16 protein-coding genes are annotated in these 14934 nt (G+C 40.2%); 3 read left to right on the top strand and 13 right to left on the bottom strand.

Going from position 1 to position 14934, the window contains the following annotated elements:
- Positions 1–114: 114 nt before the first annotated feature.
- Positions 115–993, bottom strand: coding sequence for a LysR family transcriptional regulator (locus LOC50_RS09530; protein ID WP_036983281.1), 879 nt, complete (start codon positions 991–993; stop codon positions 115–117).
- Positions 994–1101: 108 nt separating this feature from the next.
- On the opposite strand from LOC50_RS09530, the gene LOC50_RS09525 reads away from it, so the two are divergent.
- Positions 1102–2082: a TDT family transporter gene (locus LOC50_RS09525; RefSeq protein WP_250653121.1), complete on the top strand. Its 981-nt coding sequence runs from the start codon at positions 1102–1104 to the stop codon at positions 2080–2082.
- Between the two features lie 3 nt (positions 2083–2085).
- Here LOC50_RS09525 and LOC50_RS09520 read toward each other — a convergent pair whose 3' ends face one another.
- Positions 2086–2268, bottom strand: coding sequence for a DUF2986 domain-containing protein (locus LOC50_RS09520; protein WP_069440312.1), 183 nt, complete (start codon positions 2266–2268; stop codon positions 2086–2088).
- 161 nt (positions 2269–2429) lie between these two features.
- Here LOC50_RS09520 and LOC50_RS09515 point away from each other — a divergent pair, with 161 nt between their 5' ends.
- On the top strand, positions 2430–3917 hold the full coding sequence (locus LOC50_RS09515) for a dipeptidase (RefSeq protein ID WP_250653120.1): 1488 nt from the start codon (positions 2430–2432) through the stop codon (positions 3915–3917).
- Between the two features lie 70 nt (positions 3918–3987).
- On the opposite strand, the gene LOC50_RS09510 is transcribed toward LOC50_RS09515, so the two are convergent.
- From LOC50_RS09510 to LOC50_RS09485, 6 genes are all read right to left on the bottom strand, one after another.
- Positions 3988–4749 (bottom strand): EAL domain-containing protein, encoded by a 762-nt coding sequence (locus tag LOC50_RS09510; RefSeq protein ID WP_250653119.1) that lies wholly within the window; start codon positions 4747–4749, stop codon positions 3988–3990.
- A 254-nt stretch (positions 4750–5003) separates the two neighbouring features.
- On the bottom strand, positions 5004–5432 hold the full coding sequence (locus LOC50_RS09505; protein ID WP_250653118.1) for an OsmC family protein: 429 nt from the start codon (positions 5430–5432) through the stop codon (positions 5004–5006).
- A 192-nt stretch (positions 5433–5624) separates the two neighbouring features.
- Positions 5625–6173: a Rossmann-fold NAD(P)-binding domain-containing protein gene (locus LOC50_RS09500; RefSeq protein ID WP_250653117.1), complete on the bottom strand. Its 549-nt coding sequence runs from the start codon at positions 6171–6173 to the stop codon at positions 5625–5627.
- The gene (locus LOC50_RS09495) at positions 6134–6598 is read right to left on the bottom strand and encodes a Rossmann-fold NAD(P)-binding domain-containing protein (protein WP_250653116.1); all 465 of its coding nucleotides are present in this window, start codon (positions 6596–6598) and stop codon (positions 6134–6136) included. The genes LOC50_RS09500 and LOC50_RS09495 overlap by 40 nt, the downstream gene beginning before the upstream one ends.
- 286 nt (positions 6599–6884) lie before the next feature.
- On the bottom strand, positions 6885–7019 hold the full coding sequence (locus LOC50_RS09490) for a DUF2256 domain-containing protein (RefSeq protein ID WP_010391223.1): 135 nt from the start codon (positions 7017–7019) through the stop codon (positions 6885–6887).
- A gap of 2 nt (positions 7020–7021) precedes the next feature.
- Positions 7022–8551, bottom strand: coding sequence for a cryptochrome/deoxyribodipyrimidine photo-lyase family protein (locus LOC50_RS09485; RefSeq protein ID WP_250653115.1), 1530 nt, complete (start codon positions 8549–8551; stop codon positions 7022–7024).
- Between the two features lie 101 nt (positions 8552–8652).
- On the opposite strand from LOC50_RS09485, the gene LOC50_RS09480 reads away from it, so the two are divergent.
- The gene (locus LOC50_RS09480) at positions 8653–9261 is read left to right on the top strand and encodes a flavin reductase family protein (protein WP_250653114.1); all 609 of its coding nucleotides are present in this window, start codon (positions 8653–8655) and stop codon (positions 9259–9261) included.
- An 18-nt stretch (positions 9262–9279) separates the two neighbouring features.
- On the opposite strand, the gene LOC50_RS09475 is transcribed toward LOC50_RS09480, so the two are convergent.
- From LOC50_RS09475 to LOC50_RS09455, 5 genes are all read right to left on the bottom strand, one after another.
- On the bottom strand, positions 9280–10581 hold the full coding sequence (locus LOC50_RS09475) for an MFS transporter (protein WP_250653113.1): 1302 nt from the start codon (positions 10579–10581) through the stop codon (positions 9280–9282).
- Positions 10582–10648: 67 nt separating this feature from the next.
- Complete coding sequence (locus LOC50_RS09470; RefSeq protein ID WP_250653112.1) at positions 10649–11311, bottom strand: response regulator; 663 nt, start codon at positions 11309–11311, stop codon at positions 10649–10651.
- A gap of 1243 nt (positions 11312–12554) precedes the next feature.
- Positions 12555–13397: a glutathione-dependent disulfide-bond oxidoreductase gene (yghU, locus tag LOC50_RS09465; protein ID WP_250653111.1), complete on the bottom strand. Its 843-nt coding sequence runs from the start codon at positions 13395–13397 to the stop codon at positions 12555–12557.
- An 18-nt stretch (positions 13398–13415) separates the two neighbouring features.
- Positions 13416–14021 carry a rhomboid family intramembrane serine protease gene (locus LOC50_RS09460; protein ID WP_250653110.1) on the bottom strand — a complete coding sequence of 202 codons (606 nt, stop codon included), beginning with the start codon at positions 14019–14021 and terminating at the stop codon, positions 13416–13418.
- Between the two features lie 115 nt (positions 14022–14136).
- On the bottom strand, positions 14137–14820 hold the full coding sequence (locus LOC50_RS09455) for a type 1 glutamine amidotransferase domain-containing protein (protein ID WP_248532209.1): 684 nt from the start codon (positions 14818–14820) through the stop codon (positions 14137–14139).
- Positions 14821–14934 lie beyond the last annotated feature (114 nt).

The following is a 14934-nucleotide window of genomic DNA, read 5'->3' as shown; positions in this document are numbered from 1 at the left end:
GCCTTTATCTGAAAGGCACTATCCGATGATTTCAATCCCCATTATTAATAGACTTTCTCCCAGAAAGTGGTATTTGATTTAAGATAAAAACTATAACACACGCAAAAGAGTAGATTAATTGTGAACGCAAAAATCTATAAACTGCGTTAACAGCGGATTTTTGTATTTGTCTTTATGCATCACTAACCAAAACTGTCTTTGCATGGGGTGGTTTAAGTTAAGCTGCGTAACGCGGCCATCGTTTAAAGCGTACTGTGCCGCGAGTGACGATAAGCATCCCAGCCCTAACCCTTCTGCAACGCTGTTGATCAATGCCTCTGTGGTATTGAGTTCAAAACTTTGGCTCCAATTATCGATATGCGTAGCAAGGTTTTGTAAAAAGAATGAGCGTGAACCAGAGCCAGCTTCCCTTAATACCCATTGACTGTTTGCTAAGTCATTAAAACTAAGCTGTGGTTTTTTAGCTAAAGGATGGGATAGCGGTGCAATAATACACATAGTGTCTTGGCTAAACACGGTTGAGATTAAGTCGCTTTGCTGGGCGTGGCCTTCTATTAATGCAATGTCGAGTTCAAAGTCGCGCAGTTTTTGACAAATAAGCTCAGAATTTGAAATAAAAACCTGCTGAGAATAATGCTGCTGTTGTTGGCGAAACCCACTGAGTATTGAGGGCAAAACATGATTGCCAATGGTATCGCTAGCACCTATTTTTAACGTGCCACTGGCTTTTGCGTGGGACGAAAAAAGCGTATTAATATCATTTGCTCTGTGCAGTAATTCATCGGCCAAGGGCAGTAACTTTTGCCCTTCTTGATTTAAAATTAAGCGATGATTTACTCGGTCAAACAGTGGGTGGCCTAATTGTTTTTCAAGCTCGCTAAGCGCCATACTCACCGCCGCTTTAGATAGAAACAATGATTCAGACGCTGCTGTAAGGGTGCTGTGCTGGGTTATGCCTACAAATACTTTAAGTTGCTTAAGTGAAATATTCATTATGCTGTGTTTAATTTTACTGAACGTGTGTTCTATATAATTAGATTTAACTTAACAAAATGCAAGCGTAAACTTCTCTGTAAGTTACAACCACAGGGTGGAATAGAGATGTTTAAACATATAAAAACAAAAGTATCAGGTGCACCAACACCAATGGGTGGTTTGGCATTAGGTATTGCCAGCCTAGGTTGGGCTTGGGAGAGTATGGCTAACCTAAATGGCGTAGCACAATATACCGGTGCCGCTATTGCGAGCGTATTATTGCTATTGTTAACACTTAAGTTTTTATTACATCCTCAACTGCTTAAAGCCGATTTAGCCCACCCAGTTGTGGGAAGTGTGGTGCCTACTTTTGCTATGGCTACCTTAGTGGTGTCTAATTCTTTAGGGCAGTTTTACTCCCTTGCGGGAGATGTGCTTTGGGTAGGTGCATTTTTATTGCATGTAGTGTTTTTAATCAGCTTTATTGCTCATCGCATGATTGAATTTAAAATTGAGCATATGGTGCCAAGCTGGTTTGTACCGCCGGTTGGGATCATTGTTGCCGATGTCGCGTTTTCAGGGAATCCGGCACTGCTGTTTTTAGCGCAAGGGGCGCTTTATTTTGGCATGCTGATGTATGCAGTTATGTTGCCTATGATGATTTACCGGATCATTTTTGCAGCGCACATTCCTGATGCTGCACAGCCTACATTGGCTATTTTAGCTGCGCCAGCAAGTTTATCGCTAGCTGGTTACTTTACAGTGAACAGCGAGCCGTCACCGGTTATTATTGGCTTGTTATTTGGAATTGCAGTATTGATGACCTTTATAATTTATGTCGCATTTTTTAAATTATTGCGCCGTCCATTTTGCCCAGGTTACGCTGCGTTTACTTTCCCTGTGGTCATTGGTGCTACCGCGTTATTTAAACTTGCCGCATGGATGCATACAGTGGGAATTTATTTGCAGTTTATTAAGCAAATACAGTATTTAGCAACGTTTGAATTGATTGTGGCCAGTGGGGTAGTTTGCTATGTGGCGGTTCGTTATTTGGCTCATTTTAAGTTTTTTAACACTCAATTTAAGCCTCTCACCCTATCACAATAACGATTAAACGCTTGTTTGCACTACCTCGTTAGCCCCGTGCTCAATTGCTTGTTCGGCATCTTGCTCAGCAAGCTTGGCGCGTTCTGCTTTTGAAACATAAGCCGGTTTGTTGCTTTTATGCAGCTTGGCATTAGCACGCTTATCTTTGTTATTAAACTTTGTAATGATCTTTTTTCTGCGATTCATGATTAACCCCGTAATTTTAAGGTGCGCATTATACAGGCATCTTTAGTAAAGCTGTTAGATAAATATAGTGGCGGTTTTACGCTCTGTCGCAAAGCGTTGTTTGTTATTACACAAGGGCGTTATAATTATGGCTCTTGGTTGTTAATTAAATGGGATTTGTTTTGAAAAAGTTAGCTTTAGCTAGTATTGCCTTATGTGCATTTAGCGCTCATGCACAATTAAATAAACACAGTGAAAGCGTGGCTGATTACGCTGTAAATACCTACCAAAGTGCGCAAGTACATACACTCACAAATTTGGTATCTTTTCCAACGGTCAATAAAAGTGATGTTAGCGCACCACAAAATCCCGACTTTATTGGCTTTAAAGCGTTACTAAAAATGAAAGCGGCTGAGCTTGGTTTTGATTATCAAGATTTAGGTTACACCGTACTTATTAGTATGGGGCAACAAACTGAAAAGGTAACCATAGTAACCCATGGCGATGTGCAACCCGCTAATGCCAGCAAATGGAAACAAAGCCCATTTATTATTGACACCTCAGAGCCGGATAAATTAATTGGCCGTGGTACCGAAGACGACAAAGGCGCTATTGCGACTGCAATGTACGCCATGAAGGCGATAAAAGATAAAGGCATAGCGCTTGATAACCGTATTGAATTAATGATTTACCTAGCGGAGGAGTCTGACTGGGGGCCGTTAACTGAGTTTATGAAAACTTATCAGCAACCAAAGTATGCGGTAACCATCGATGCCTCTTACCCTGTAGTGGTTGCTGAAAAAGGCTGGAGCTTAATTGCGCCAACATTTGATGCAACATCACCACAAACCGGTGTGTATGTCAGTGGTGTAACCGGCGGCGCATTTGCCAGTCAAATCCCTGAAGATGCCAGCCTATTACTACATAACGCCAACGAAACATTAATTAATCAATTAAAAGCAAAAGCTAACACACTTAAGCAAGTTGAATTTAATTTTACAGAGCAAAATAACGCGCTGGCCATAAGTGTTAAAGGCATGTCGGCTCACTCATCTGAACCGGAATCAGGCGTTAACGCCATTGCTTATTTAGCTGAAATATTTAAAGGCGTTGAGCTTGAAAACAACAGTGATGGCCAGCTCATTGATTTTGTTAATCAGCTTATTGGTTTAGATATTTACGGTAAACAGTTTGGCGAAATTGCTTATGAACATGACTTTATGGGGCCAATGAGCGTAGCGCCTACGGTTATTGAACGTGAGGGTAATGCGCTTACTTTAGCGGTCAATGCTCGCCGTCCGGTTGGTAAAGATGAGACGTTACTTAAACAACAAATTGATACTGCGCTTGCTAATTGGCAAACGGCTAATCAGGTTACGTTAGCTAACATTAAAATCACCATTGGTAAGCCCATGCTTTTAGATAGCGCACCCCATGCGCAAAAGCTACTTGATATTTTTAAGTATTATACGGGTGATAAAAACGCTGATTTTGTTTCAATAGGGGGCGGTACAAATGCCAAACTATTTGATAATGCCGTGTCGTTTGGCCCATCTATGCCGGGCAAACGCTACACCGGACACTCAGAACATGAGTTTATTACCCTTGAGCAATTAGCACTTAATTTACGTATGTACACCGCAATGATGATAGAGCTGGGGAATATGTAATTTTGGATATATAACCTATATCTAATACGAAAAAACCGCCGTAACGGCGGTTTTTTATAGCAACGGTGTGCTATTGAAAATCAATTTTTGGCAAGCATTCAAACCCAGGTTTTGCAAATAAGTAACCTTGCATTAGCTCAATACCTGCGTGTTTTAACCACTGATATTCTTCAACGGTTTCAATGCCTTCAGCCAGAGCTGTAACATTTAGTGCGCTAAACATGTTTAAACAGTGGGTAACGATTGCCTGGCGGTTTTTATCTTTGTCGATATCTCTGATCAGCGCCATATCAAGCTTGATAATATCAGTTTGAAAATCGGCTAATAGGTTTAATCCAGAATAGCCTGAACCAAAGTCATCGGTGGCTGTTTTAAAGCCTAATTCTTGGTAATAGCTCACAACACGTTTAACATGTGCGCTGTCTTCTATTTTTTCGACTTCTGTAAATTCAAACATAATATTTGTTGTAGGGAAGTTATACTTTTTAGCGGCTTCTAGGGTGGTACGAATACAACGCTCTGGCTTGTAGATAGCGTTTGGTAAAAAGTTAATACTGAGTATCGAATCTACACCTAGCTTTGATGCAAGTGCAATCGCTTTAATTCTGCATAACTGATCAAACGTATAGCGGTTAGTATCGTTAACACGAGAAATAATAGAGTAGGCCGATTCATTATTTAAACCACGGACAAGTGCTTCATATCCAAAAATAGTATTATTTTGACAATTTACAATAGGCTGAAATGCCATGGTAAAGTCAAAATCTAGTTCATTCGAATCAGCGCAATTGCTACAAGAGACTTTTTCGCAATTTAGTGATTTATCATTCATTCATCGTACCCTTTGTTTTAACCTACAAAATAAGGTGTGGTTAAGCCTGCCCTTAACCCTAACAAAGTATTGATATTTTACATAATCTATTTAACTGTTTTGTTTACCTTTTTGTAACTCACCGCGATTAAACAGTGCCTTTATTTCTATGATTAATGAAAAAGTAGCAATAAGGTTATGGCTTTTTTACATGCGTATAACCTTACTTTTCATGAGCTTTAAGCGCTTTGCGCCTAGCTTAATACACTCGGTATTTACTTAAGTGTGGCGTTAAGCGAAATCTCAGTATTTAATAATTTTGAGATAGGGCAGCCTTTTTTGGTTTGTTCGCACAATGCTTGAAATTGCTCATTTGAAATATCTGCAATGGTTGCATTTACTTCAAGGGCAATGTGCGTCACGGCAAAGCCATCATCCACTTCGTCTAAACTAACCACTGCTTCGGTGTTTATGTTCTCAGCGGTAAAGCCCGCTTCACTAAGTGCCAGCGATAAAGCCATACCAAAACAGGCACTATGTGCTGCACCCACTAATTCCTCAGGGTTTGATCCTGGCTTATCTTCAAAGCGGGTATTAAACCCATACGGCTGGTTATCTAATGCGCCACTTTGCGTTGAGATATAACCTTTCCCTTTTTTAATATCACCAGACCATGTTGAACTTGCAGATTTTTTAATCGTCATTATGTTCTCCTTGTTGAGGGTGTAGGCTTTTTAGGTTAATTAGTCATACCGTGTAGTGTTTGCAATACGTTGTAAACACTACACGGTAAAACTGCTAAAAAGCGTTATTTACATAGATAGTTGCAAAATAGAAGCCAAATAATTGAATAAACAAGGTTCACGTTATGTTTGGGATTATTTATTATCCCGAATTTAGGTTATGTCAGCTATTTGCAGGTGATAAGGCGGGGCGCTTTCACGGTTTTGAAACGCTAAAATAGCGTTGTTTTTAATTATTCCGTGTTCAATATTGATAGCGCGGCGAATGGTTTCGTCTTTTTGCCATTGCTCTGGGCCGGCTAAAACAGTTGGCAAGTATACAATGAGCGCGGCAGAAATAGAGCGCGTTGCACTTTCCCATAAGTAGCTAGGGGTATGATCAACCGCGTAATAATCCGTGGTTTTATAGCTAAACATTGGGTGTTTAAATGTTGTTGGCTTTGCAAAAAAGAATCCCATTCCTTCATCACAGCTTACATCTATTATAAGGCTATTGGGTTTTAAGCAATCGGCTTCAGATTCAATCACAAAATTGACGGGTTTTGCGGTTTCTTGGTAGGTGCCATTAACAATAATGTCAGCTTCGCTAATAAGCTCAGTAAGCGGGCGCTGCGACCCATCGTGCTCAACCACTATCATACGAGCTTCGCCTTCAATGCCTTTTAGTTGCAGTGCATGTAACACCGCACAATAACCTGCCATTTCATTGTTTTTATAAAAGTATGACGGCCCACATTTCTCTGTGGTGACCATACAAACATGTCTTCAAAGGCAATAAGAGTGAGCTTTCTATCAAGGGCAGCTTGGGTAATTGCTTGTTGTTGTACGCAATGTACATAGCCCGAAATTGTGCCGCCTTCTTTAAGTTCTTGTAAATCAGCAAGCACTGGTTTGGCAATAATGACGGTGCCTAATTGGGTTAAAATATCACTGCGGGTGGCAATGCCGCCTGTCAGTGCTGCAATTTCTTCGTCGTTCATATTAAATGCCGCGCTATAACCTTGCTCAAAAATCATTTTTTTTCTGAGTTTTTCAGGTATACGCATTAAATGCGCAGGATGAATAGGGTAGCGTTTTTCATCTGTTTTACGTGATGTTCCAATTACGCCAATAGTTAATTCTCTCATGCTATATCCTTGATTAAAGTATGCTGAGTTTATAAACGAATAATGCTACATCGCTAACAAATAAAGAGGGGTTTTACAGGCAAGCTCACGCCATGGTTGTAAAAATAAGGCTTGGTAAAGGGGGTTCTTTTAATTAGCTGTGCTAGGTGTAATGAATGTTGAGCAGGCAGAGGGTAGAGTGTTAACTTGCATTGAATAACAAGTTGAAACGTTAACCACTATAACAGCTATGTAAGATATAAAGTGAGATTAAAGCGAATGTGCGTGTATTGGTTTTTATAAGCGGCTATTTACTGCGTTTGCACCGCTCTGAGCAATAAATAACGTTATCCCAATCTCGTTGCCACTTTTTACGCCACGCAAACGGCTTATTGCATACTGGGCAAATTTTTTGCGGTAAGTTAAGTTTTTTGTGCGCCATAATTAGGTGTTCTCTTTATTGCTGTTACTGCGAGTTTTGCGTTTTACGCGGGTAACCTTTTGAGTCGGAGCCACGTGTTTTTTAAGAATTTTACCTATGGCGCGTTTTACATCGGGCCGTTCTCGGTATTGCCATAGCCGTTCGCGGGCTTCTTTTGAGGCGGTGGTTAAATCAAGCATTGGCTCAGGGTAGTCTTCACCTAGTTTAAAGTCGTTAAATAGCGCTTCCATGGGCGTTTGCTCCCAAGGTTGATGTAAATATTCAATGGGGAGCTTTTCAAGTTCGGGGCACCATTTTTTTATAAACGCACCGGTTGGGTCTTGATCTTCCGATTGCTTAATTGGGTTGTAATGACGAATAGTATTAATACCGGTGACAGAGGCTTGCATTTGAATTTGCGGGTAATGAATTCCCGGTTCAAAGTCTAAAAAGTAATTAGCCAACGGAAAACTTGCCTGTTGCCAGCTAATGTTTAAATGATGCGTTACAAAGCTAACCAGCATAGCGCGCATTCTAAAGTTAATATAACCGGTGGCTTTTAAACAGCGCATGCAGGCATCAATAATAGGAATACCGGTTTGCCCTTGTGCCCAGCGTTCAATATCGCTGGCAACCTGGGCGTCATCACGATACGGAAATGCATGATACCCCGGGTTTAGCGCCTTAAATTCCATGGTACACTCGCTTTCAAACTTTTGCATAAAATGGCAATGCCAATGCAAGCGCGATACAAACGCGGCAAGCGGGCGCTTCCACCCCTTTTTATCAGCAGAAGTGCTATGGTATGCGTCAATCGCCATTTGGTACACTTGCCTCAAGCTGATATTTCCCCACGCTAAATAGGGCGATAACCTAGAGCAATGCGCACGGCTTAAGCTTGGGCTGGATATTCCTTTTTGATAATCTTTACCGCGTTCAGCAAAAAAGCTTTGCATTACTTCACGGGCAAGTCGAGGGCCCCCTTGCTGAAAATGTTCATTATCTTGCGTGTAGGCGCTCGGCAGTATAGGTGTTTGATAATCAGTAAGGGTAAGTGGTTTTATTTGCTTCCAATTAGGTATAGCAATAGGTGCTTGCATGGTTTGTTGCCAGCGCTCGTTCCAATTACTGCGATTTCTTTTGCCACGTATCACAGCCCCCGTTGGCGACTCTAACCAGTTAATGTGATGGTGTTGGCACCAGGCTTTAATTGCTATGTCACGCTCAAAGGTATTGTTTAGCCCTATTTCTTGGTGGCTAAAGAGGTTTGTGATTTCAAACTGCGAGTGAAGCGATTCAAGCAGGGTTTGCATATCTTCATTAAATATATACACGCGGCTGTTAAAGCGAGCCAACTGAGTGTTTAAGTCGCAAATAGATTGATATACAAAGCGCCAATGCCGCTCGTTGTAATGCGCATCATCAAGCAGTAAAGGTTCGAAATTATAAACTAAAAGGGTAGGCAGGCCGTTACTAAACGCATTTTTTAAAGGCTGATGATCGCTTAGGCGTAAGTCACGTTTAAACCAGACTATGTTTATTTTTATGCGCATGGATCCAATGTACTATTTAAAAATGCTATGAAGTAATTATTTACTTGTACGCAGCGTAGCGATTTTCCGATTTAGTTTTTTAAGATTAAAAGTGAGAAACCATGTTTTTAGATTTAACCGATAATAGCAACCACTCTGTTTATAGCTACTTAGTAGGCGGTATAAGCCCAAGACCGATTGCGTGGGTAAGCACGTTAAGTGAGAAGGGGGTTGCTAATATTGCGCCTTATTCGTTTTTTACTGTTGCTAGTTGTAACCCGCCGGTTTTAAGCGTCACGCAGGTAAACCCTCGCGATAATGCAAATAAAGATACGTTAAATAATTTACTCGCTACCAAAGAGTGCGTGGTTAATATTGTTAGCCATTCGCTTGTTGATCAAATGACCCAAAGCTGCGCTAACTATCCACGTGACGTGAGTGAATTTGATGCTGCAAATATACAGCGTACCCCCAGCCAATTAGTCAGTGTGCCAAGTGTTGCGGCGTCAAAAGTCCGCTACGAATGTAAGTTGCGAGAGGTGATTACTATTTCAGATGAGCCAAGCGGTGGGCAAATGATGCTGTTAGATGTAGTGGGTATTTTCCTCGACGACACCGTTTTAGTGAACGGATATATTGATCCAACGCGTTTAGATGCGGTGGGTAAAATGGGCGGCGATTATTTTAGTACCACGAAAGACAAATTTGCACTAAAGCGCCCACAGTTATAAAGCAATGTGGGTAACCGATTATTCGGTTTGTGGCAAAAAGAATGCACTTATAGCACCTAAAAAACCAAGGGTGCTGTAAAGTAAAATTAGCTCAGCGGTTGATAAAAAAGCCTCGAGTAAACCTATACTACCCAAAAGTAGTAATAACCCCCCAATTACCGTGTTACTTACCGATACATAATCGGTGCGTTTATTGCCCTCAGCCATATCTACAAGGTAAGTTTTTCGCCCTAAACGCACGCCTTGGTGTGCAACTGAGAGTAAAAAATACAATATAGGCATAACCCACCAATTTAGCAGTAGTGCGCTATACCAAGTGGCAATAACAAATACGGCTAAGCCATTAAATGTGACTAATATAGCGCTAAGCACTAAAACACGCTGGCTGGATAAGTCACTGAGTCTGCCCCAAATAGGCGCCGAGACTAAACTAGCAAAGCCAGAAACGGCAATAAAAGTGGCAAGCAGAGAAAATTCAAAAGACTGTTTACTGGCTAAAACTATATAAAAAGGGGCACTCAGAGCTGAGCATAAAAGTAGCGCACGCGTAATAACAAAATGGGCAAATTGTTTATCTTTATAAAGCAGCTTAAGTTTAGAAAATGCATGCAGCAAGCCATTTTTACCGCCATCAGTTGCCCCTTTATATTCATTTATTTGGCTGTAAAAAAAAGCCGCGATCACCCACATTACTGCACCGAGTGCTAAGGCTATAATGACGGTGTTTTGATCTTTTTGTTGTGAAAAAAACCACATGAGCAAGCCAAACGTTAAGGTGGCAAAACCGGCAATACTGGCAGCTAAGCCACTAATATTACCGCGCTGTTGCTTAGGAATAACTTTTCCAAGCACATCTTTTGCGGCCACCGAGTTAAAACCTCTAGCTAAGCTAAATAAAATTAATAAACCAATAATGGCGTAACCCGCAAGCTTGCCCTCAAGTGTAAACGCGACACCAACCATAGCCAAAATACATAAAGACTGCACAATAGCGCCAATAACCCACACCCATTTACGAATAGGCAATTGGCGGATAAAGCCTGCAATGGCTAACTGTGGCAGCAGTGAACCTGACTCTCTAATAGGTACTAACCAAGCAATAAAACTCGCTGGCACGTTTAAGCTTTGCATTAACCACGGCAGCGTTATTTTGGGATTGAGTAGCGCATCAGCAAACTTACTAAACAGTTGGCTTAGCAGTAAAGTAATAAAATTACCGGGGACTTCTTGGCATGCGTTATCGTCAATGGCCTTACACGCGCGAGCATCTTCTTCGTTATTTAAGCGTTTATAAATTTGCTCTTTTGTTAGTTTTTTCACTCTATTTTACCGCTGTATAAGTACAAATATTTATATATATTAAGATGATATGATTAACATATCTACTTTACTCATTATTTTTAAGCTCATATGGCAACCATTTTAGGAGTTTTTTAAATAATATATCTTGCGCAATGGACTTAGAAATATAGTCATTCATTCCAACCTGTAAGCACTTAGCTTTATCGCCCACCATAGCGTTTGCTGTCGTAGCAATAATAGTAATTGGGGGATTTTTACTCCCAGCTTCATTTACTCTTATATGGGTTGTGGCTTGGTAACCATCCATTACTGGCATTTGGCAATCCATTAAAATGAGTGAGTACGGGTTATGGGAAGTTGTTTGTTTTAAATATTCGAGCGCGTGCTGGCCATTTTCTGCAATATCAATGCTATTACTTCCTATCTTTTTAAGCGTGGTAGAGGCGACGATTTTATTAATGTTGTTATCTTCAACCAGTAAAATACGAATGTTTTTGTCCCATACAATATCATCGCTCGACAAAGGCTGAGTGTCAGATAAATCCTCAGTAATGAGGCTGCTATTACTTTTAAAGCAGGTCGATAGCATCTTAAAAAGATTTTGTGTGATTATGGGCTTTATAACAATGGCTGAAAACCGAGACGCTTGATATAAATCGCGCTGTTTATTTAGCTCATCCTTGGTCATTAAAACAACATGCGCAGCCATAAGATCTACCTCTTTATCAAGGGTTTTACTTAAAGCCATACTTACAATAATTGATATAGCAATATCGATTATGAAGCGAGTAGTTTTAGCAGCAATTAAATTGGCGGTAAATTATTAGCTGACCACACAGCAACAGGACGTTGGTATTGTTTTATTAATCCATTAACTGGGATGGTTAAGCTCTCAAGTGCATGTTTGATTTTTGCTCTGTTTTGCTCTGTATTATTGGTTAAAGTTATTTGTGATATGCCCTGTAACAATATTTTTGTTAAGTCGTAGGCATGAATAAATCCAGCCGGAGAAATTAACTCAGTGAGTGCTACAGGGATAAGCTTTGTGCTATAACATTTTTAGTTAAAGCGGTTTGCGACGTTTTTAAAAATGAAAAACAGCTTTGTATAAAATGTAAGCTCAAGTTTGATTTTATGGCTTGCTCAACGTTGGCAAAAAAATCCCCACCCGTTATTCCCCAATGACTCACAATAGGAAGGCGTTCATTTTTGGCAAAACTTGCCATCGCATTTATAAACAGCCCCCTCAATGGCATTTCCAACAAATAAAATACACTCTGCAGGTGTATTTTTTATTTTATGCAGTATTAATTTGGCGTTATTTATTTTTGTGTTCCAGTTAAACCATTTTACTTGTGGTTTTATATCACGAAGGCCTTAAGCATGGTGTTGTTATTTGATTTTCCCCATGGCGTGTCTTCTAAAAGTAAGAGGGGATTTTTGCAATTTAGAGTTTGCGTTGCAAATTGGGCCATTCTATAGCCGGCTTTTGTATCATCTACCGAGAGCCTAAATACCCAGTTATCATCGCTAGGGTATCGGGTAATAGACCCTCCGGCAGCCCAAGGCAGTAATAGTAAAAGTTTGTTTTTATTGATGAACTCTCTGTTTTTATATACGGCGGGTAGTGCAATCCACCAATAAAAACCAGTGCATTGGGGTCTTTTAGAAACTGCTGCATGTGCAATAAGCTGTGATTCGCATTACCTCGGTTGTCTTTTTCAATCAGTGTGAGCTAATAATCTTGCACGTTATTATTATCTCTGCTAAAGCAGTCAGCACCTTCATCTTCATTGCATAGGCCGATTCGTAATGGTTTGAATAGTCTAAGTCATGGTAGAGCGTTAATGTTTTTACACCTTCGCTGCGTGCACTTAAAGAAAATTATTTAATTTTTTATAAAATATGAAGCTGAAATATGATTCAATATTTTTTATTAATGGACATAAAAAAGCCAGCTAAGCAGCTGGCTTATTGAACTGTTTTGACTTTTATTTAAAGTCTTGGGCCGTGTGGCGCTCTGCCATTTGCTCTTTTTCCGGGCCCCACGTACGATTAACGCGACGACCTCGTTTTACGCCTGGACGTGCAGCCACTTGTTTAGCCCAACGAACCACATGCGTATAAGATGCAACATCTAAAAACTCTGCTGCGTCGTATAAGTCACCTAAAACCAGTGAGCCATACCACGGCCAAATAGCAATGTCGGCAATTGAATATTCACTGCCTGCCATGTATTCATTGTCACTTAAATGGCGGTTTAATACATCAAGCTGACGCTTAGTTTCCATGGTAAAGCGGTCAATCGGGTATTGCATTTTACTCGGTGCATAACTGTAAAAGTGGCCAAACCCACCGCCTAGGTAAGGTGCTGAGCCCATTTGCCAAAATAGCCAGTTACGACACTCTGTTTTTGCTTTGAGATCGTTAGGAATAAAGGCATCAAATTTTTCGCCTAAGTATTGTAAAATAGCACCTGACTCAAATATGCGTGTTGGCGGTGTGGTTGAATGATCCATCAGCGCGGGTATTTTTGAGTTCGGGTTTATATTAACAAAGTCAGAGCCAAACTGATCGCCTTCACCAATATTAATTAAATACGCATCGTATTCGGCATCGGTTAAGCCAAGCTCTAACAGCTCTTCAAACATAATACTAACTTTTTGGCCATTGGGTGTTGCCAGCGAATAAAGCTGAAATGAATGTTCGCCAATCGGTAGTGTTTTGTCATGAGTGGCGCCTGCAATGGGGCGATTTATACTAGCAAATTTACCACCACTCTCACTGTCCCATGTCCATACTTTAGGCGGGATGTATTCGTTGTTTTCACTCATAAATAACCTCTATCTTTATTAAACGCGTGTTTTAGTTGTTGCTTGCTGATTTTTTAATTTATCTGCTTTTGCTAGTTTATAACCTAAAAACAATCCACTTAATGCACCAAAAAAATGGCTCTCAAACGAGATATGAAAATGCTGCGGTAATACGCCCCAGATAAAGCCGCTGTATAAAAATGCTACGATAACAGCGATAAAAATCGATTTAAATGAACGCCTTACAATGCCATAGCATAAAATAAATCCCCACAAACCATAGATGACACCGCTTAGACCTACATGAATATTACTGCGGGCAAACATCCAAACTAATAAGCCACCTACTAAAGCGGTGAATATAAATACACTATAAAAGCGCTGTACGCTGTACTGGCAAATTAACCAACTTAATACAGCAAATGGCAACATATTACTGGCAAAATGCCACCAGCTACCGTGTAAAAAGGGAGCACAAAGAATACCAACCAGCCCTTGAATACTTCTGGGATAAATACCTAAACCGTTTAAATTAATGCCAGGTAGGCTATTAATAAGCTGCAATACAAAACAAATAATAATAATACTAAAAATAGCAAAACGGGTACTGGTAATAAGTGAAAGCGTGTTTGGTTTAGTGGCCATAGTGTGATCCTAATTTACCGAAAGTGTTGCCAGTATAGGAATTGTATAAGGTAATGAAAAGCAATTAAAAAAGCACAGCATAAAATGCTGTGCTGATTTGAGTTGTTGGCTGCTATTAACCTAGTTTAGTTAATAGCTTTTTAGCTGCAAGTTCTGAGCTTGCTGGGTTTTGACCGGTGATCAATAAACCATCTTCTAGAGCAAGTACGCCCCAGTCATCGGTTTTTTGGTAATCGCCACCTTTTTTGATAAGTTCGTCTTCAACTAAAAATGGAACAATTTCAGTAAGTTGTACCGCAGCTTCTTCGCTGTTAGTAAAGCCCGTTACTTTTTTACCGGCGACTAATGCATTGCCATCAGCGTCTTTAACATTTAAAAATACCGCACTTGCATGACACACGGCAGCGACTGGTTTTTGCTCTTTAATAAAGCTTTCAATGAGCGATACAGAATCGATGTTATCGACTAAATCCCATAAAGGGCCGTGACCACCAGGGTAAAATACGGCGTCGTAATCAGAAGAGTTTACTTCGCTTAAAACTTTGGTATTTGCCATCAGTGTTTGTGCACCACTGTCTGCATCGTAACGTTTGGTTGCCTCAGTTTGAAAATCAGCAAGTGTACTAGTTGGGTCAATCGGAGGCTGACCGCCGTTTGGAGAAGCCAATGTTACTTCAATACCTGCATCAATAAATGCGTAATAAGGGGCTGCAAATTCTTCTACCCAAAAACCAGTTTTTTCGCCAGTGTTACCAAGCTCTGCATGTGATGTAAGGACCATAAGTATTTTTTTAGCCATGTAAGGTATTCCTTAAGATGATTTAAATTAATTAATCTTGCTTGATAAAGACTATATGCACTAAGAGAGCTTTAAACAACGATGATAAATTTAACTTAATTGGTTCAATAATTG

The sequence above is a fragment of the Pseudoalteromonas sp. SCSIO 43095 genome (genome assembly GCF_023650455.1).
Classification (GTDB): Bacteria; Pseudomonadota; Gammaproteobacteria; order Enterobacterales; family Alteromonadaceae; genus Pseudoalteromonas; species Pseudoalteromonas tetraodonis.
The sequence above is the reverse complement of the archived record's forward strand: the minus strand, read 5'-3'. Positions and strand labels throughout refer to the sequence as shown.